Below are 18,106 nucleotides of genomic sequence, written 5' to 3'. Positions count from 1 at the left end.
TGCGAGGAGCTCTTGCGACGAAGCAATCCATGTCCCAACGCAAAGAAAGATGGATTGCTTCGCTTCGCTCGCAATGACGGCTGAGGGAGTGGAACCTCAATAACTCTTCATCCGCGCCAATTGATCCGCGTGAAAATTGCTGTCGCCGAACAACTCCTGGCAGACTCGCGCGCGCTTCATGAAGAAGCCGATGTCGAACTGGTCGGTCATGCCCATGCCGCCGTGCATCTGCACGCCTTCCTGCACCGCCAGAGTCGCGGTGGTGCCGGCGCGGGCTTTGGCAACGGCCACCGCAGCGCCGGCCTTGTCGACACCCGCATCCAGCGTCTGCAGCGCCTTCAGCACCGCGGCGCGGGTGATCTCGATGTCGACATAAAGCTGGGCGGCGCGGTGCTGCAGCGCCTGGAATTCGCCGATCAGTTTTCCGAACTGCTTGCGCTCCTTGAGATAGGTGACGGTGCGGCCGAACACTTCCTCGCTGAGCCCCACCATCTCCGACGCCACCGCGGCGCGGCCGATATTGAGCACGCCTTCCAGCAAGCCAAAACCCTGATCGACCTCGCCGAGCACGCCGTCGGCATTGACCTCGGCATTGTCGAACACGATGCGCGCGGCATTGTGCGCATCGACCATCGCGGTGCGCTCGATCGCAATTCCCTTTGCTTTGGGATCGACCAGGAACAGCGTCAGGCCGTCGCGCTCACCGGCCGAGCCCGCGCTGCGCGCCGCCACGATCAACAGGTCCGCGGTGTGGCCGTCGACCACAAAAGCCTTGCCGCCCGAGAGTTTGAAGCCGTTGCCGGCGCGCACCGCCTTTAGTTTTGTCATCAGCGGGCGATGCTTGGCCCCCTCATCGATCGCCAGCGCCGCCAGCAGCGAACCATCCGATATGTTCGGCAGATATTGCGACTTCTGCGCGTCGCTGCCGCCGCGCGACAGCGCCGACGCCGCGAGCACCGATGTCGCCAGATACGGCGACGGCATCAGGGTGCGGCCGATTTCCTCCATCACGATGCCGGCCTCGACGCAGCCGAGCCCGCTGCCGCCGAACGCTTCGGGCACCAGCAGGCCGGAAAATCCCATCTCGGCAAAGCCTTTCCACAGCTCGCGGGAAAATCCCGTCGCGTCCTTGGCGTCGCGCAGCTGCCGCAGATGCGACACCGGCGCCTTGTCGCTGATAAAACCCCGCGCGCTGTCGCGCAGCATCGATTGTTCTTCGTTGAGGACGAGTGCCATGAGGGAGGATTCCGGTTTGGATGTTTCAGGTCATTCTAGAGTTCGTCATTCCGGGATGCGCCCTCTTGGGCGCAGGCCCGGAATCCATACTCACGATCGTGGTTAGGGATTCCGGGCTCGCTCGCTTCGCTCCCGCCCCGGAATGACGGGTGATGGAGGCGGACAAGCTTCACGCCCCCGGCAAATCCAGAATGCGCTTGGCGACGATGCCGAGCATTACTTCCGACGTGCCGCCCTCGATCGAATTGGCCTTGGTGCGCAGCCAGGCGCGCGGCCGGGCGCCGCCTCTGGAGCGTTCGCTTTCCCATTCCAGCGCGTCGACGCCACCGGCCGACATCAGGATCTCGTGGCGGCGCTTGTTGAGCTCGGTGCCGTAATATTTCATCGCCGAGGAAAACGCCGGATGGGCCTGCCCCGCCTTGGCGAGGTCGACCGCGCGCTCGGCGGCGGCTGACAGCGCCGCTTCGTCGATCTCGAAGGTCGCGATCTGGCCGCGCAGCATCGGATCTTCCAGCCGGCCCTGCTCGTCGCTCCCTACCGAATCGGCGGCGACCTGGCCGAGCGGCCGGCCGACGCCGCGCTCGCCCATGCCCGAGATCATCGCGCGCTCGTGTTGCAGCAGATACTTTGCGACGTCCCAGCCGCGGTTGACGGTGCCGACCACATGCGATTTCGGCACGCGGACATTGTCGAAGAAAGTTTCGCAGAACGGCGAATAGCCCGAGATCAGCAGGATCGGCTTGGTCGAGACGCCCTTCGAGGCCATGTCGAAAAGAATGAAGCTGATACCGTCATGCTTCTTGGCTGATGCGTCGGTGCGCACCAGGCAAAAAATCCAGTCGGCGTAATTGGCGTAGGAAGTCCAGATCTTCTGGCCGGTGATGATGTAATCGTCGCCATCGCTTTCGGCGCGGGTCTGCAGGGAGGCGAGATCGGAGCCGGCATTTGGTTCGGAATAGCCCTGGCACCAGCGGATCAGGCCGGCCGCGATCTTCGGCAAATGTTCCTTCTTCTGCGCCTCGGTGCCGTATTTCAGCAGCGCCGGCCCAAGCATCCAGATTCCGAAACTCGACAGCGGCGAACGGGCGCCCATCGCCGCCATCTCCTCGCGCAGGACCTTGTGCTCGCCGGCATCGAGGCCACCGCCGCCATATTCCCGCGGCCAGTCCGGCACGGTCCAGCCCTTGTCGCGCATCCGCTCGAACCAGATGCGCTGCGGCTCGGAGGAAAATTTGGTGTTGCGGCCGCCCCAGAAGGTGTCGCCGTCCGATGTCATCGGCTTGCGCATTTCCGGCGGACAGTTGGCTTGCAGCCAGGCGCGGGTCTCACTGCGGAATTTTTCCAGATCGGACATGGTGGCGTTTCCATTTGGAGATGTTGGATCGACCTTAGCCGTCGCATCGCGGAATTCAATATATCTCTGGCGCACCCGTCCGTGATGCGGAATATGATAGGGCTGTGTGGTCCGGCGTCCCAGGCGCCCGCAACGATTGAAAAACAAGAGGAAACCAAGATGCGGCTGAAGTTGCTTTCGCCTGGCGAAATGAACGCGGACCAGAAACAAACCTACGACGAGTCGATCGCCGGCAAGCGCGGCGCCCCGCCGGCGCCGATGATGGCTTGGCTCAACAGTCCCGAAATGGCCCGGCACGCCACCCGGCTCGGCGAGGTGATACGCTACAACACCTCGTTTCCGGCCAAGCTGTCCGAGATCGCGATCCTGGTCACCGCACGGCACTGGACCTCGCATTACGAATGGTTTGCCCACAAGCGGCTGGCGCTGAAGGGCGGCATGGACCTGAAGATCATCGAAGACATCCGCGACCGCCGCACGCCCACATTCGACGATCCCAAGGGCCAGATGATCTACGACGTTGCGAAGTCGCTGCATGAAGGCCACGGCGTCGCAAAGCCTCTCTACGACGAGGCCGTAAAACTGCTCGGCGAGCGCGGCGTCGTCGAGATCATCGGGCTGTGCGGCTATTACACGCTGGTGGCGATGACGCTGAACACGTTCGAGTTCGAATTGCCGGAGGGGGAAGTGTCGGAGCTGGAGTAACGATCTCGTGTCCCGGACGCGGTGCAGCGTCCTTTAGAGCCGGGACCCACATCCGAGCAAAAACATGGGCCCCGGCTCAGTCTCGTAGCCCGGATGGAGCGCTTGCGACGAAGCAATCCACTCTTTCTTGTCGTTTCAGGGAAAGATGGATTGCTTCGCTTCGCTCGCAATGACGATCCGTAGCCCGGATGCAGCGCTTGCGTAATCCGGGGTGAACGCGACACCGCCCCGGATTGCGTCATCGGACCGCGCGGAGCCTGTCATCGGGCGCGCATTCGCGCGACCCGTTGGCGCCGATCCCATGCCACCATCCGGGCTACGAGCGCTTCTTGTTCCCGCGAATCATGATCAGCACGGCGGCGACCAACTCCAGCGCGATGCAGCCGTAAAACGGCAGCGCATAGCTCCCCGAGGCATCGCGCAGCAGGCCGATGACGCCGGGGCCGAACGCGTAAGTCACCTGGTTGATCGCCGTGATCAGGCTGATCAGGACGCCGAACGAGGAGGGTGCGAATTCGCGCTGCACGATCAGCGCCGGCAGCGTGATCAGATTGCCGACCGAGAAGCCGAACAGCGCGCAGGCCGCGATCAAGGCGACCTCGTTGTGCACGTTGATGATGACGACGAGGGCGGCGGCCTGGCTGACGAACGAGATCGCCGAGGCGAGCCGCTGGTTGAGCCGGTCGATCACGAACGAGAACAGCACCCGGCCGACCACCGCCATCGCGGTCATCAGCGCGACCGCGGACGCCGCGCGTTCCCGACCCACCACCGAATCCAGGAACGCGATCAGGTGGACGATGAAGCCGACCTGCGCGAACAGCACCAGCGCGAAGGAGGCCGAGACCGAGAGAAAGCCGATGTCGCGCAACGCCTGCGCCCGCACCCGCGTCGCCGACGGCGCGTCCGCCGACAATGCGGCGACCGCGGCGCTCGGATGCAGCGGCGGCCGTCCGACGAACATCAGAGTGACCGGGACCATCACCACGATCATGGCGATCGCGGCGGCGACCATGGCGCCGGGAAATCCAAAATACCCGATCGCTCCCACCAGCAGCGGCACGCCGATGATGCCGCCGAAGCTGGCGCCGTTCAGCGCCAGGCTGATCGCCATGCCGCGCTTCTTGTCGAACCAGAGCCCGAGCGTGTTGGTGATCATGCCGAGACTGGTGCCGGCCCAGCCGAACGCCAGCAGCGCATTGGCGGCATAGAGCTGCCATGGCTCGGTGACCCGGCCAATCAGTATGGCGGCTCCCGCCATGGTGAAGACACCGGCCAGCAGGCAGTTGCGCGGACCGATGGCCTTGATCGCCTCGCTGACAAAGACGACCAGCAGCGCGCCGGACAGATAGAAGAACGTGGTGCCGCTCGAGATCAGCGAGGTGGGCCAGCCGTGCAGCCGATGCAACTCGGCGACATAGACGCTCTGGCCATAGAAGCCGAGCCCCCAGCCGAATGTCGCCACCAGAAAGCAGACCACGACGATGCGCCAGCCCACATAGCGGGCCGAGGTTTCGTCAAGGGCGACTGGCTTGGAGTCGTTCAATGCACGTCTCTCTAAATCCGTCATGCCCGGGCTTGACGACATCTATCAGAATCACAAGAGCGATAGTTCGACCCGCAACGAACTGTCAGCAGTTGTCACTAAGTCTTCGGTTTTGGCGGATCGTAGAAGAACCGCTCGCGAAAGATCCGGTCGCCGCGCCATTCCTGCAGCGCGACTTCATCGATCCGGGCGGTCTTGCCGGAAAGGTAGGTGAAGTCGAAAATCCAGTTGATCGCGACGCGGTCGCCCTCGAGGATCGAGGTCACGCATGTCGAAACCACGGTCTTGACCCGTTCCAGCGTGGCGCGTTCCTGCGCCACCAGCACGTCGCGGCCGACGCGCGGAGGTGCTGCGTTTTCCTGCATGCTGGCATCCTCGGTGTAATAGCGCTCGATGGCGCCGGCATGATCGCCGGATTCTACAACGGCGATGAACTCATCAAGACGGGCTCGCGACGGCATGAAACCTCCCACGTTCAAGCAGCAATCAAATCAGCAATCAAATACTTGGATCGGGAAATTCCGTTACGGCCTGCCTCGCCCGACGCCTCGCGAACGACGCGAACATCAGCACCGCAAGCCCGAGCAGCACCGGCGGGAACACCACCATGTTGACGGTGGACCAGCCGTAATTCGCCAGCAGCTGGCCCGACGCGAACGATCCCACCGCCATCATCCCGAACACCAGAAAATCGTTGAAGGCTTGCACCTTGTTGCGTTCCTGCGGCCGGTGCGTCTCCAGCACCAGCGCGGAAGCCCCGACGAAGCTCAGGTTCCAGCCGACCCCGAGCACGATCAGCGTGGCCCAGAAATGCATCGCGGTGAGGCCGGACAATCCGATCGCAGCGGCGACGGCCTCCAGCACCAGCCCGAACGCGACGATTTTCGGCGCCCCGAAGCGCGCGATCAGCGAGCCCGTGAAGAAGCTCGGCCCGTACATCGCCACGATATGCCATTGAATACCGAAATTGGAATCGCTGACGCTTAGCCCGCACATCTGCATCGCCAGCGGCGCCGAGGTCATCACCAGATTCATCATGGGATAGGAGACGATGCCGCAAAGCGCGGCCGCGATGAAGCGTGGCTGCCGCGCGATCTCGAGCAGCGGCCGGCCGCCATGCATATCGGCCGGCGCCGGCTTCGGCGCATCGACCCCCGCCAGCACCGCCATCGCGACCAGCGCCACCACCGCCTGCATCAGGAAGCTGAAGGCGAACAGATAAGGCGGCCAGATATCCATGGTCCACTGCACGAGCTGCGGACCGAGCACGCCGGCGAATACGCCGCCGGCCATCACCCACGACACCGCCTTGGGACGGAACGCGACGCTGGCGCCGTCGGCGGCGGCGAAGCGGTAGGATTGCGACACCGCGCCGTAGAGCCCACCGAGGAACGTCGCGACGCAGAACAGCACGAACGAGCCGCGCAGGATGGCGTAAGCCCCGAGCAGGCCGGTCAGCATGCCGCAACCGGTGCCGATGATGAAGGCTGTGCGGCGGCCATAGGCGCGCGAGATCGCGCCGGTCGGCAAGGTGCCGGCGGCCAGGCCCACCACATACATCGACAGCGGCACGGTCGCGAACGAGATATCCGGCGCCAGCGTCGCGCCGACGATCGAGCCGGTGGCGAAAATGACAGCCGAATTCGCGCCGGTCAGCGCCTGCGCCGCCGCCAGCCGTGCCACATTGGATCGCGCGCGAGCGTCATCCGCGATTTCGTCGGCTGCAGTCACGTCGATCATTCATTATTTTCCGCCCAGATGCGGCCCGAAGCATTCGGCCGCATTGATTCCCGATACTATGGCGGCAAGCTTCCGCCCGATCAACCGACGCAAACGGGCGCGCGCCATGCGAGCAGCGCACATTGGACAGCACGCAGGAAAGCCGCGTAAATGACACATCCGCCATTCATGCTGTTTCCCGGGGTGCTCCATGTCCATCGACGACAGGCCGACGATCGCAGCCCCCGACGACGATCCTTATCTGTGGCTGGAAGAGATCGAGGGCGAACGGGCGCTTGCCTTTGTCGAGCAGCAAAACGCCCTGACGCTGCAGAAATTCGGCGACGCCGGGTTTGCGGGAGATCGCGACGCGCTGGCCGAAATCCTCAACCGGCCGGACAACATTCCCTTCATCGGCCGGCGCGGCGACTTCGTCTACAATCTCTGGAAGGATGCCAATAATCCGCGCGGCCTGTGGCGGCGAACCACGCTGGCGGAATTTCGCAAAGCCAGCCCGGCATGGGAAACCATCCTGGACCTGGACAAGCTCGCCGCCGGGGAAAGTGAGGATTGGCTGTTTGCCGGGGCACAGGCGCTGCCGGGAAGCGGCAAGCGAATCGTCAGCCTGTCGCGCGGCGGCAGCGACGCCGCCACGTTGCGCGAATTCGACATCGAGACAAAATCCTTTGTCACTGGTGGCTTCACGCTGCCGGAAGCGAAGGGCGGCGTGGCGTGGATCGATGCCGAGACGCTGCTGCTGTCGAGCGCCCATGGCGATGATATGGCGACCACATCGGGTTATGCCAGAACCGTCAGGCTGTGGCGGCGCGGCACTGATGTGCGGCAGGCGCCGGTGCTGTTCGAGACCACGCCTGAACATATGAGCGTGCACGCCAGCGTCGACCGCACCGGCGCGGCGCCGCGGATATGGTTCATCGAGCAGCTCGATTTCTTCAACCACAATGTCTGGCTCGGTGACGCGACCGGCGCGCGACAAAAGCTCGATCTGCCTGCTGACGCCGAGGTGGATTTTCATCGCGACTGGCTCGCGGTGAAGCCACGCAAGCCGTGGACAGTGGGAACGCGGACTTACGCGCCCGACACCGTGCTCGGAATGTCGCTGTCGCGATTTCTGGCGGGAGAGCGGGATTTCCGGACTCTGTGTGAGGCCGGACCGCGCCGCGCGGTGCAGCACTTCTTCTGGGCCAACGGCAGGCTGGTGATTTCCATTCTCGACGAATTGCAACCGGTGTTCGAGGTCTGGACGCCGGCGGCCGATGGCTGGACCTCCGGCAAGCTACCGGGCTTGCCCGAAATCGGCGTCGCCGATGTCTGGCCGCTCGACGCTGAAGAGGCCGAAAGCAACGGCGACCTGCTCGCCAACATCCAGGACCCGCTGACGCCGGCCTCCCTGATGCTGATCGAGGGCATCGCCAGTCCTGTCGTGCTGAAGCGTGCGCCGCGCACTTTCTCCGCGGAAGGACTTGTGGTCACCCAGCACGAGGCGATTTCGATCGACGGCGAGCGCATTCCCTATGTCCAGGCCGGACCGGCCGCCCTGACCGGCGAGGCGCCGGTGCATCTCAACGCCTATGGCGGCTTCGGCATCTCGGAGCGGCCCTATTACCGCTCTGCGATCGGCAAGCTGTGGCTCGAACAGGGCGGCACCAGTGTCGTCGCCAACATCCGCGGCGGCGGCGAGTTCGGCACACGCTGGCACGAGGCCGGCCGTTATGCCGGCAAGCGGCTGACGCATGATGATTTTGCCGCTGTCGCCACTGACCTGGTGCGGCGAGGCGTCACCCGGCCTGATCGGATTGCGGCGGAGGGCGGATCCAACGGCGGCATCCTGATCACCAACATGCTGACGCGTTATCCGGAGCGCTTCGGCGCGCTGTTCTGCACGATCCCGCTGATCGACATGCGCCGCTACAGCAAACTGCTGGCCGGCGCGAGCTGGATCGCCGAATATGGCGACCCCGACAGACCGGAGGAATGGGCCTGGCTGCAGACCTATTCGGCATATCACACCGCAGTGCCCGGCCAAAACTATCCGCCGATCCTGATCGCGACCACGAAACGGGACGACCGCGTCCATCCCGGCCACGCCCGCAAGATGGCCGCGAAGCTGCAGGCGATGGGGTATGAAGCGTATCTCTACGAGCCCGCGGCGGGCGGCCACGGCTATGGCAAGGACAACAAGGAGCGCGCCGCGTTCACCGCGCTGGGGTATGCGTTTTTGAAGCAGAAGATCGGCTGGCGGAAAACAGAAGCGTAGGTCCATCGTTCGTCATTGCGAGCGCAGCGAAGCAATCCAGCTTAGTTGCTTCGCCAAAGAAAGCTGGATTGCTTCGTCGCAAGAGCTCCTCGCAATGACGCGGAGAAAGTAGCGCTTCAACACAACAGGTGTCATCGCTCGACTTGATCGGGCGACGACGAGCTAGGTCCGCGCGAACACCAGCACCAGATTGTTGGCCGGCATCTCCGCTGTTTCCACCAGCCTCAGTCCGACGCTCGCCGCCAGCTTCTCCAGATCGGCGATATCGCGCACGCCCCATTCGGGGTCGCGGTCACGCAGGCTGGTGTCGAACACGGCGTTGCTGAGCGCGGTGTGCTTGCCGTCGCGCTTGAACGGCCCGTAGAGGAACAGCCGTCCGTCGGGGCGAAGCGTGCGCGCAGCGCCAGCGAACAGGCCCTCGGCGACCTGCCACGGCGCGATGTGGATCACATTGGCGCAGAACACCGCCAGCAGTTTTCCCGGGCCGCTGCCGTCGGACCATTCGCGACACCACGCCGGATCCGACAGATCAATCCGCAGCGGCGCGCGGATATTTGGCAGTCCCGCATGCGCCCGCCACGCCGCGATGCTCTTCAGATGCGCCGCGTTGAGGTCGCTCGGCCACCACACGATGTCGGGAAAATGCCGGGCGAAATCCACCACATGCTGGCCGGTGCCGCTGCCGGCCTCGACCACATCGCCGGACTGGCCCGCAAGATACCGCTGCAGCACCGCGCGGATCGCCAGATGGTTGCGGTGGAACGTCGGCGCGTCGAGACGGCCGTCGGGCTCGATCCGCCCGCCGTCCTTGCCAAATTCCACGACATACCCAGCCATAGGATTGCGTCCTTTGCGATCAAGGCTTAACAGCTTTGAGCCGGGATTGCTCCAGTTCCGGGAAAAATCCGGCGGGCATTGCCGGGATCTATGACGCGCCGCTTTAATTCAAGTTCCCGCAATAAATGTCCTTCAGCACCTGCAGCACGCGCAGTGCCTTCTTGTCGGCGATACTGTAATGCAGCGTCTGCGAGGCGCGGCGGAACGTCACCAGACCATCGGCGCGCAACCGCGCCAGATGTTGCGACAGCGCGGACTGGCTGAGCTTCGCCACCTCGACCAGTTCGCCCACCGTCATTTCGCCGCGCGCGGCGAGAAAGCACAGGATCAGCAGCCGCTTTTCGTTGCCCAGCAATTTCAGCAGCCGCGCCGCCTCGACGGCCTGTTTTGCCAGCATTTTCATTGCCGCGGCGTCCGCGGCGCTGATTCCGGTAGCCTTGTTCCTTGCTATTGCCGCTGTTCTCATCACCTGCATGTCCCGACGAATACCAACGTATATGATATCCTGATATTATCGCGCTTTCCAATAATTCAGCATTGACTAAATTAGTGTGCGACAATAGTTCGTGAGGATACTGGGCATGATCACACATCACAACGGTAGCCGGCTGCCATGATCTTTCGACAACTGTTCGACAGCGTTTCCGGAACCTACAGCTACCTGCTGGCCAGCCGCGCCGGCGGTGAGGCGCTGATCCTCGATCCCGTGCTGGAGAAGGTCGACCGCTACTGCCAGCTGCTGCGCGAGCTTGATCTGCGGCTGGTGAAGGCGGTCGACACCCATCTGCACGCCGACCATGTCACCGGGCTCGGCGAGCTGCGCGACCGCACCCACTGCGTCACCATCATGGGCGAGCAGAGCAAGGCCGACGTGGTGGCGATGCGGGTCGCCGAAGGCGACAGGGTGACGATCGAGGGCCTCAGCCTCGACGTCATGTACACGCCCGGCCATACCGATGATTCCTACAGCTACCTGATGGGCGACCGGGTGTTCACTGGCGATACGCTGCTGATCCGCGGCACCGGCCGCACCGATTTCCAGAACGGCAGCGCGCGGGCGCAATATGATTCGATCTTCAACCGGCTCCTGAAACTGCCGGACGAGACCATGGTTTTTCCGGCCCATGACTACAAGGGCGACACCGTCTCCACCATCGGCGAGGAAAAGCGATTCAATCCGCGGCTGCAGGTGCGCTCGGTGGATGAATATATCGAGCTGATGGGCAATCTGAAGCTGCCGAACCCGAAGATGATGGACGTCGCGGTGCCCGCCAACATGCATGTCGGCCTGCATCAGGACGATCTCGCCAGGCAGGGACAGTCGCTCACCGTGCGCGAGGGAATCGACAGCCTCGGCCGGCCCGATATCCTGCTGGTTGATCTCCGCGAAACCGGCGAACGCGCCAAGCACGGCACGCTGCCGGGCGCGCTGCACGCGCCCTATCCCGCCATCGCTGACGCCTTGCGACCCGGCGGCATGCTGCGCGAGGTGGCCGCAGCGACCGGACGCCGCATCGTGTTCTTCTGCGCCTTCGGCGAGCGCTCGGCGATGGCGGTGGCGGCGGCCAAGGAAGCCGGGCTTGCCAACACCGCGCACATCGCCGGCGGCATGGATGCATGGAAGAAGGCGGGTGGGCCGGTGGCGACGGGGTAGCTTGTCGTCGCTCCTTGCGCTACACACCCAACTCCCTCATGGTGAGGAGTGGGTTGGGCAGCGCCTTGCGCTGTCCGGCGCGCGTCTCGAACCATCTGGCACATTGGCTGCTGCCATCCTTCGAGACGCCGCGCGAAGTGCGCGCGGCTCCTCAGGATGAGGTCGGTATTCGTTCGCAGGGACGACGGAAGAGTTTTACTTCCCTACCCGCTCCAGCTCCTTCACCAGCACGTCCAGCGCTTCCGCCAGCATGACGCCGCCGCATTCGGTCAGCCGCTCCGGAATCACGATACGTTTCGCTGCCGGATAGAATCGCTCCAGCGCGGGATGCAGCAAGAAGGCCTGGCCGTCATCGCGGGCGAAATCGCCGGCCTGCGACACCAGCAGCAGATCGGGTTTTTGGCTGACGATCGCCTCCAGCGATGCGAATCCGCCGAAATTGAACCCGAGTTCGCCGGCGGTATTGAACAGCCCGGTTTCGGCCAGCAGCGAGCCGACAAAACTGTCGCTGCCCGCCACCCAGCCGCGCCGCGACAGCGGCAGCACGCGGTAGTGTTTGTCGGCGACGGCCCGGCGCGCCCGCGCCAGCGCCGCGTCGAGTTTGGCGATTTGCTGCGCCGCGCGATCGGGATGCCCGGCGATGTCGCCGAGTTGGCGAAGCTGGTCCTTCACCTCCATCAGGTTGCGCGGCACCGAAAGTTCGGCGAGGCGCAGCCCGTTGGCTTTCAACAGCTCCCGGGTCGCGCGCTTGTCGAACACGCTGGCGACCACCACGTCGGGCTTCAGCACCAGCACGTCCTCGGCGCTGCCCGACAGCGTCGGAAAACGCCTGACATCGCCGGTCACCCAGGCATCCCTGGAAAACCGGCTGAGGCCGAGAATCTGCTCGGGATCGGCCAGCGTCAGCAGCACCTGGTCGGTGCAGACATTCATCGAGACGATGCGCGGCAGAGGCGCGGCGGACGCTGACGACACCGCGCAGCCCGCGAGCGCGATCGAAGCGGCGAAAGTGACAAGCCGCCGGTACATCAGATTTCCGCCCACGGCACGATCACCGCCGCGCGCTCGAATTCGGCGCGATAGGCACTGATCCGGAACACATCCGCCATCACCTGCTCCGACAACGCCGCGGCCGGCGTTCCTTGCACCACCAGGCGGCCTTCGCTGAGCACGAGCACAGTATCGGCGAAGCGCGCGGCGAGGCCGAGATCGTGCGTCACCACGATCACCAGCACGCCCCGATCGGCGGCGGCGCGCAGGCTTTTCATGACATCGAGCTGGTAACGCGGGTCAAGCGAGGCGGTCGGCTCGTCGGCCAGGATGACCGGCGCTTCCACCGCGAGCACGCGGGCCAGCGCCACGCGGCTGCGCTCGCCGCCGGAGAGCTCGGTAACGCGGCGGTCGGAAAACTCCATTACGTCGGTCGCCCGCATCGCCCGCAGCACCGCCTCGGAATCCTTCGGCGACAATCGCGCCGGGTCGGTCGCGCCATGCGGATAACGGCCGAGCGCCACGATATCGCGCGCCGGCAGCGGCCAATGCACGATGTGGCCCTGCGGCAGATAGGCAAAACGCCGCGCGCGGTCGCGCAGCGAGAGCGACGACAGCGCCTCGCCGCCGACATGGATGGCGCCGTCCGACGGCAGCAGCCCGGCGAGTGCACGCAGCAACGTGGTCTTGCCGGCGCCGTTCGGGCCCACCAGCGCGACCAGATGCCCTGACGCCAGCGACAGCGAGATGTCGTTCAGCACCAGGCGGCCGGCCAGTTCGACGTTGAGACCCTGTGCGGTGAGGAAGGCGCTCATGCCACGCCTCCGCCGAGCGCGCGGCGTTCGCGCCTGATCAGATAGAGGAAGAACGGCACGCCGATGATCGAGGTCAGCACGCCTACCTTGATGTCGCTGGTCGAGGGAATGATGCGCACCGCGATGTCGGCCGCCAGCAGCAGCGCGGCACCGGTGAGCGCGCTCGGCAGCAACAGCCGCGCCGGATCGTGGCCGATCAAGGGCCGCATCAGATGTGGCGCCACCAAGCCGATGAAGCCGATGGTGCCGGTGACCGCGACCGCGCCACCGACCCCGAGCGCGACACCGACAATCACCACCAGCCGCAGCCGGCCGACATCGACGCCGAGGCTTTGCGCGGTCTCCTCGCCGAGGCTGAGCGCGCGAAAAGCATTGCGCTGGTTCCACAGGATCACCGCGCCCGCGACGATGAACGGCAGCGCCAGCATGACGTGGCGAAAACTGCGGTCCTCCAGCGAGCCGAGCAGCCAGAAGGCGATTTCCAGCACCACGAAGGGATTGCTGGAGAGATTCATCACCAGCGCGGTCGCAGCCCCCGCAAGGCTTGAGATCGCAAGGCCGGCGAGAATGAGAATCAGCAGTCCCGCATTGCGGCCGGCGATCGCCAGCAGCACGAACACCGAGGCAAAGGCCATCGCGATGGCCGCGACCGGCAACGCGTAGGACCTGACATCGGCGAGCCCGAGCGCGATCACCAGAACCGCGCCGAACGCGGCCGATTGCGGCGCGCCGAACAGCGACGGCGAGGCCAGCGGATTGCGCAGCAGCCCCTGCAGCGCCGCACCCGACAGCCCGAGGATCGCGCCGATTGCAAAGCCCAGAATGGTGCGCGGCAGCCGGATCTCGCGCACGATCACCTGCGAGACATCGCTGCCGCCGCCGAACAGGGCCTCGATCACGGCCAGCGGCGACAGCCGCACCGGGCCGATGCCGAGCGAGATCAGCATCAGCAGCACGACGAGCGCGACCAGCGCCATCGTCACACTGACGCGTCGCCCTGCCCCGATATCCGCGCTCACCACGGCGTCCCCGATACTCATCGACAATCCCTAGACCACTCGCCGTGCTGATACATGATTTCAGGCCGGGCAACAGGGTTGCATGCGACAAAAATAGCGCATTCGTCCAGTGCAGGAGGCGCGCAGGCCCCCAAGGCATTGACTCGGAGTTTGACAAACTTCTACCATGATCCTCGACGGTTCCCTTGCTTGGGGATCAAAAGGGAATGCGGTGCGGGGAAACTTCCCCAATGCCGCGGCTGCCCCCGCAACTGTAAGCGGTGAATCTTTCGTCATACGCCACTGGGAATCTCGGTCCTGGGAAGGCGACGCAAGGTATCGACCCGCGAGCCAGGAGACCTGCCGTCAGCCGTGGTCACACGCGAAGATGTCGGTCGGGGAGTACAGACATTAGCTTCATCAGAGGTGCGCGAGCACGTTGATGAGACTTGGTTCGCTGTGACGTGCCACTGACGTCATACCGAGGTTGAATCATGTCTGCCATCTTCGCCACAGCCGCCCAGCGGCGTCGCACCTGTTTGCTTGCCACCACTTTCCTTGTACCCATTCTGTCCTTGAGCGTTTCAGCCGCAAAAGCGCAGCAACTCGCCCAGGCGCTGCCGCCGATCGAGATCACCTCGCCGGACGAAAACCGCACCCGCGCGAAGCCCAAAATCGATCAGGAGACGAGTTCGCGCCGCGTGGCGCCGAACGCAGTCCCGGCGAACACGCCGGCCGGCGGCGCAGCCGCGACCGGCGTTCCGGCCGTCAGGCAGTTCAGCGGCATCGTCGGCGCATCGACGTCGGTCATCACGGCAGAGGACATCGCCCACTCCCCGGCACAAACCGTGCAGGAAATCATCGCCCAGACGCCGGGCGTGCAACTGACAAGCCTGTATGGCGGCGTCAACGGTGTGAAGACCAGCGTCGACCTCAGGGGATTCGGCGCGTTCGCAACCTCCAACACCCTGGTGCTGATCAACGGCCGCAGGGTCAACGACGTCGACATGGCCGGGGTCGATTTCTCGACCATTCAGCGCGATTCGATCGAGCGCATCGAGATCACCCGCGGCAACAGCGGCGCGGTGCTGTACGGCGACAACGCCGTCGGCGGCGTCATCAACATCGTGCTGAAGAACGGCGTCGGCGGCCCACCGGTCAAGATGCGCGCCGAGGCCGGCGTCGGCTCTTTCAATTCGCGCATGGCCTCGGTCTCGGCCGCGACCAATTACGGCCCATGGTCGACGTCGTTCTATGGCAACGGCATCAAGTCCGACGGTTACCGCGTCAACAACGCGCTCGACCAGCGCAACGGTGTCGGCAACCTCAATTACACCACCCCCGGCCTCACCGCGTTCGTGACCCTGTCCGGCGACGACCAGAAGCTGGGTTTTCCGGGCGGCCGGCTGGTCGATCCCTCGATCGGCCTCGATGAACTCGCCACCAACCGCCGCGGCGCTGCCACCCCGTTCGACTACGGCCACCAGCAGGGCGCCAACGCCACCGCCGGCTTCACCAAGACCCTGATGAACGGCGTCGATCTGATCGTCGACGGCGGCGTGCGGGACAAGAAGCAGCAGGCCGCCTTCTTCAATGCCTTTGGCAACAGTTACGTCGACGCCCATTTGCAGACCTGGTCGATCACACCGCGCCTCAGCATCAAGAACGTGATGTTCGGAATGCCCTCGGCCATTCTGACCGGCATCGATTTTTACGACGCGACCTTCCACCAGGAACGTCCGACGGACAAGGGGACGCCGCCGATCCACACCTATGATCTCGCGCAGAAAACCCTTGCCGGTTACTGGCAGCACAATATCGGGCTGTTGCCGACCACCGATGTCTCCTATGGCGCGCGGATCCAGAACACCACCCTGAGCGCAAAGGACCGCCTCAACGATCCGCCGAATTGCGCCATATTCTTTAGCTGCGGCGCTCAGGCGCTTCCGCTGGACAGCAGCGAGACCCAGCATGCGCTGCATGTCGGCATCGAACATCGCTTCAACGACATGTTTTCGGTATTCGGCCGCGCCGCCCGCGCGTTCCGCACGCCGAATGTCGATGAACGGGTTTCATCGGGCCCCTCCTTCGACGCCTTCTTCAATCCCATCCCCGGCAACTTCGCTCTGAAGACCCAGACCTCGCACGACATCGAGGGCGGCTTCCGCATCAAGTCGGGCGGGTTCCAGCTGCAATCCAGCATCTACAACATGGAGCTCGAGAACGAGATCCATTTCATCCCGGCGCTGTTCTACAACGTCAACCTCGACCCGACCCGCCGCTACGGCTCCGAGACCAGCGCCTCGCTGCGGCTCAGCGACAGCGTGACGCTGCGCGGCGGCGCGGCCTATACCGGCGCGGTGTTTCGCGAAGGCGAGTTTGCCGGCAAGGACGTTCCCCTGGTGTCCCGCTACACCGCCAGCGGCGGCGTGGCCTGGAACATCTGGCAGAAATATCTCGTGGCGGACGCCACGGTGCGGGCCTGGAGCGAGCGTTTCATGGACAACGACCAGGCCAACACCCAGCGCCGGATTCCGGCCAACGCCACGGTCGACTTCAAGCTGAGCGGCGAATACGGCCACTTCTTCTGGTCGCTCAGCGCCAACAACCTGCTCAACGCGCTGTATTACGACTATGCCATCGCGAGTTCGTTCACCGCCGGCCGCTTCGGCGCCTATCCGCTGGCGGGCCGGACCTACATGGTGAAGGCCGGCGCGACGTTCTGAGCTGCGGCGCGCTGCTTCTTCTCCCTCTCCCCGTTCTTCACGGGGAGAGGGTCGGGGTGAGGGGCTTTCTCAACAGCACGACTCGCGGAGAGTCCGCCTAACCCGGCGCTGCGCGCCGACCTCTCCCCGCAAGCGGGGCGAGGTAAGAAGCGCCCGGCTTGTCCTGACCGCACCAGACGATATTCTCCCGGCCCAACCGCCGGGAGAATATCGAGCGATGAATGCCGCGACCATCGATCTGCTGCACCGGGCGATTGCCGATCCCGACACACAATGGAGCCTCGGCACCTTCGGCGCCATCGCCGAGTTTTCGCGCGATCCCCATGAGCCGGTCACCTTGCAGCAATCCGATGACGCCGTCTCGGCGGTCACCGCGCGCGGCGGCATCGCCATCCGGCATCATCCGCGCAACCGGGCCCTGGCGTCCGAAAGCATCACCAAATCAGGCTGGAATCAGCGCATCGCGCTATGCCTGTCCAAAGCCGATGGCGCGATGGGCGGCCGAGCCGTGCTGACCGAACTCGGCGCCGACACCGGGGCCTTGCGCGCGAGCGATCGCGATTCAATCCTGTTCGATCTCGGCCTCGGCGCGCCGCATGCGGATTTCTGTGTGCGCATCGGTGATGGCGACACGGCAGCGCAGCTGCGCCGGCACGCCGGCCGGGCGGTGTTTGAAACAGGCAATCCCGCGATGGGACTGATCCTCAGCGCCAATCCGCACCGCGTCTTCATCAGCCGGCTCGGCCGCATCGAGGTCTATCAGCCGATCCCGCCGGCTTCGGGCAGGAGCCCCGAGGGGCCGCACACCCATGTGTTGCCAAAACTCTTGAAGAGCGGCCGGACCCATCCGGCGACCGAGCCGATCCCCGAGGGCTGGGTTCCCTGCGCGCATCTTTATCCGCCGCATCCGGCGCGCGATGGATCGGGCGAGGCGCGGCCGTTCGACCCGGCGCGCCACGAGTCATTTCAGTCTTACATCGCGCGGTTCGGCAGCCCTGAAATTCTCAGCCTCAAGCGGCGCGTGCGGGATGCGATAGCAGCGGAACAGCCGCCATCGGCGATGTCTGGAGACCGCCACGGCCGCGCCGGCATCCGGATCGCGTTGCGGCAGCTGAAGGCCGCCGGCCATGTCTCGCCGGTATTGCAGTCATGGCTGCAAAACCTCGATCCGGCAGGCCTCGAAACCGACGCCGACGAGGCCGACCTTCACCACGATTGAGGATTTGGCCCGAAAACCGGCCCTTTTTG

15 protein-coding genes and 1 riboswitch are annotated in these 18,106 nt (G+C 64.6%); of the genes, 5 read left to right on the top strand and 10 right to left on the bottom strand.

Going from position 1 to position 18,106, the window contains the following annotated elements:
- Positions 1 to 96: 96 nt before the first annotated feature.
- Both Q7T45_RS04410 and Q7T45_RS04405 read right to left on the bottom strand, forming a co-directional pair.
- Positions 97 to 1,236 (bottom strand): acyl-CoA dehydrogenase family protein, encoded by a 1,140-nt coding sequence (locus Q7T45_RS04410; protein WP_304868092.1) that lies wholly within the window; start codon positions 1,234 to 1,236, stop codon positions 97 to 99.
- Positions 1,237 to 1,405: 169 nt separating this feature from the next.
- Positions 1,406 to 2,590 carry an acyl-CoA dehydrogenase family protein gene (locus Q7T45_RS04405; protein WP_304868090.1) on the bottom strand — a complete coding sequence of 395 codons (1,185 nt, stop codon included), beginning with the start codon at positions 2,588 to 2,590 and terminating at the stop codon, positions 1,406 to 1,408.
- A 159-nt stretch (positions 2,591 to 2,749) separates the two neighbouring features.
- Between Q7T45_RS04405 and Q7T45_RS04400 the strand changes: the two genes are divergently transcribed.
- A complete protein-coding gene (locus Q7T45_RS04400) occupies positions 2,750 to 3,295 on the top strand; it encodes a carboxymuconolactone decarboxylase family protein (protein WP_304868089.1) in 546 nt (181 codons plus the stop codon).
- A 316-nt stretch (positions 3,296 to 3,611) separates the two neighbouring features.
- Here the strand turns inward: Q7T45_RS04400 and Q7T45_RS04395 are convergent, their stop codons facing one another.
- From Q7T45_RS04395 to Q7T45_RS04385, 3 genes are all read right to left on the bottom strand, one after another.
- Complete coding sequence (locus tag Q7T45_RS04395) at positions 3,612 to 4,865, bottom strand: MFS transporter (RefSeq protein WP_304868088.1); 1,254 nt, start codon at positions 4,863 to 4,865, stop codon at positions 3,612 to 3,614.
- 74 nt (positions 4,866 to 4,939) lie between these two features.
- The gene (locus tag Q7T45_RS04390; RefSeq protein WP_304868087.1) at positions 4,940 to 5,302 is read right to left on the bottom strand and encodes a nuclear transport factor 2 family protein; all 363 of its coding nucleotides are present in this window, start codon (positions 5,300 to 5,302) and stop codon (positions 4,940 to 4,942) included.
- Positions 5,303 to 5,339: 37 nt separating this feature from the next.
- A complete protein-coding gene (locus Q7T45_RS04385; protein ID WP_304868085.1) occupies positions 5,340 to 6,581 on the bottom strand; it encodes an MFS transporter in 1,242 nt (413 codons plus the stop codon).
- Positions 6,582 to 6,771: 190 nt separating this feature from the next.
- Here Q7T45_RS04385 and Q7T45_RS04380 point away from each other — a divergent pair, with 190 nt between their 5' ends.
- The gene (locus Q7T45_RS04380) at positions 6,772 to 8,838 is read left to right on the top strand and encodes a prolyl oligopeptidase family protein (RefSeq protein ID WP_304868082.1); all 2,067 of its coding nucleotides are present in this window, start codon (positions 6,772 to 6,774) and stop codon (positions 8,836 to 8,838) included.
- A gap of 162 nt (positions 8,839 to 9,000) precedes the next feature.
- On the opposite strand, the gene Q7T45_RS04375 is transcribed toward Q7T45_RS04380, so the two are convergent.
- Positions 9,001 to 9,675: a DUF938 domain-containing protein gene (locus tag Q7T45_RS04375; RefSeq protein ID WP_304868080.1), complete on the bottom strand. Its 675-nt coding sequence runs from the start codon at positions 9,673 to 9,675 to the stop codon at positions 9,001 to 9,003.
- 103 nt (positions 9,676 to 9,778) lie between these two features.
- Positions 9,779 to 10,078 carry a helix-turn-helix transcriptional regulator gene (locus Q7T45_RS04370; protein ID WP_304868209.1) on the bottom strand — a complete coding sequence of 100 codons (300 nt, stop codon included), beginning with the start codon at positions 10,076 to 10,078 and terminating at the stop codon, positions 9,779 to 9,781.
- A gap of 210 nt (positions 10,079 to 10,288) precedes the next feature.
- Here Q7T45_RS04370 and Q7T45_RS04365 point away from each other — a divergent pair, with 210 nt between their 5' ends.
- Positions 10,289 to 11,329: an MBL fold metallo-hydrolase gene (locus tag Q7T45_RS04365; protein ID WP_304868078.1), complete on the top strand. Its 1,041-nt coding sequence runs from the start codon at positions 10,289 to 10,291 to the stop codon at positions 11,327 to 11,329.
- Positions 11,330 to 11,524: 195 nt separating this feature from the next.
- On the opposite strand, the gene Q7T45_RS04360 is transcribed toward Q7T45_RS04365, so the two are convergent.
- From Q7T45_RS04360 to Q7T45_RS04350, 3 genes are read right to left on the bottom strand one after another with little or no spacing between them, the layout of a single operon-like run.
- The gene (locus Q7T45_RS04360) at positions 11,525 to 12,358 is read right to left on the bottom strand and encodes an ABC transporter substrate-binding protein (protein ID WP_304868076.1); all 834 of its coding nucleotides are present in this window, start codon (positions 12,356 to 12,358) and stop codon (positions 11,525 to 11,527) included.
- Positions 12,358 to 13,134 (bottom strand): ABC transporter ATP-binding protein, encoded by a 777-nt coding sequence (locus Q7T45_RS04355; protein WP_304868074.1) that lies wholly within the window; start codon positions 13,132 to 13,134, stop codon positions 12,358 to 12,360. Before Q7T45_RS04355 ends, Q7T45_RS04360 begins: the two co-directional genes overlap by 1 nt.
- Positions 13,131 to 14,174, bottom strand: a complete 1,044-nt coding sequence (locus Q7T45_RS04350; protein ID WP_304868072.1) for an iron ABC transporter permease — start codon at positions 14,172 to 14,174, stop codon at positions 13,131 to 13,133. The genes Q7T45_RS04355 and Q7T45_RS04350 overlap by 4 nt, the downstream gene beginning before the upstream one ends.
- Before the next feature lie 139 nt (positions 14,175 to 14,313).
- A riboswitch (cobalamin riboswitch) is annotated at positions 14,314 to 14,515 on the top strand.
- Between the two features lie 111 nt (positions 14,516 to 14,626).
- Here Q7T45_RS04350 and Q7T45_RS04345 point away from each other — a divergent pair.
- The gene (locus tag Q7T45_RS04345; RefSeq protein ID WP_304868070.1) at positions 14,627 to 16,858 is read left to right on the top strand and encodes a TonB-dependent receptor; all 2,232 of its coding nucleotides are present in this window, start codon (positions 14,627 to 14,629) and stop codon (positions 16,856 to 16,858) included.
- A 217-nt stretch (positions 16,859 to 17,075) separates the two neighbouring features.
- On the top strand, positions 17,076 to 18,077 hold the full coding sequence (locus Q7T45_RS04340; RefSeq protein ID WP_304868069.1) for a hypothetical protein: 1,002 nt from the start codon (positions 17,076 to 17,078) through the stop codon (positions 18,075 to 18,077).
- Positions 18,078 to 18,106: the final 29 nt, after the last annotated feature.

It is taken from the genome of Bradyrhizobium sp. (genome assembly GCF_030646015.1).
GTDB lineage: Bacteria > Pseudomonadota > Alphaproteobacteria > Rhizobiales > Xanthobacteraceae > Bradyrhizobium.
The sequence above is the reverse complement of the archived record's forward strand: the minus strand, read 5'-3'. Positions and strand labels throughout refer to the sequence as shown.

Coding starts and splice junctions, on each gene's coding strand:
- Q7T45_RS04410 (WP_304868092.1), bottom strand. CDS start 1,236: ATGGCACTCGTCCTCAACGAAGAACAATCGATGCTGCGCGACAGCGCG.
- Q7T45_RS04405 (WP_304868090.1), bottom strand. CDS start 2,590: ATGTCCGATCTGGAAAAATTCCGCAGTGAGACCCGCGCCTGGCTGCAA.
- Q7T45_RS04400 (WP_304868089.1), top strand. CDS start 2,750: ATGCGGCTGAAGTTGCTTTCGCCTGGCGAAATGAACGCGGACCAGAAA.
- Q7T45_RS04395 (WP_304868088.1), bottom strand. CDS start 4,865: ATGACGGATTTAGAGAGACGTGCATTGAACGACTCCAAGCCAGTCGCC.
- Q7T45_RS04390 (WP_304868087.1), bottom strand. CDS start 5,302: ATGCCGTCGCGAGCCCGTCTTGATGAGTTCATCGCCGTTGTAGAATCC.
- Q7T45_RS04385 (WP_304868085.1), bottom strand. CDS start 6,581: ATGATCGACGTGACTGCAGCCGACGAAATCGCGGATGACGCTCGCGCG.
- Q7T45_RS04380 (WP_304868082.1), top strand. CDS start 6,772: ATGTCCATCGACGACAGGCCGACGATCGCAGCCCCCGACGACGATCCT.
- Q7T45_RS04375 (WP_304868080.1), bottom strand. CDS start 9,675: ATGGCTGGGTATGTCGTGGAATTTGGCAAGGACGGCGGGCGGATCGAG.
- Q7T45_RS04370 (WP_304868209.1), bottom strand. CDS start 10,078: ATGAAAATGCTGGCAAAACAGGCCGTCGAGGCGGCGCGGCTGCTGAAA.
- Q7T45_RS04365 (WP_304868078.1), top strand. CDS start 10,289: ATGATCTTTCGACAACTGTTCGACAGCGTTTCCGGAACCTACAGCTAC.
- Q7T45_RS04360 (WP_304868076.1), bottom strand. CDS start 12,358: ATGTACCGGCGGCTTGTCACTTTCGCCGCTTCGATCGCGCTCGCGGGC.
- Q7T45_RS04355 (WP_304868074.1), bottom strand. CDS start 13,134: ATGAGCGCCTTCCTCACCGCACAGGGTCTCAACGTCGAACTGGCCGGC.
- Q7T45_RS04350 (WP_304868072.1), bottom strand. CDS start 14,174: ATGAGTATCGGGGACGCCGTGGTGAGCGCGGATATCGGGGCAGGGCGA.
- Q7T45_RS04345 (WP_304868070.1), top strand. CDS start 14,627: ATGTCTGCCATCTTCGCCACAGCCGCCCAGCGGCGTCGCACCTGTTTG.
- Q7T45_RS04340 (WP_304868069.1), top strand. CDS start 17,076: ATGAATGCCGCGACCATCGATCTGCTGCACCGGGCGATTGCCGATCCC.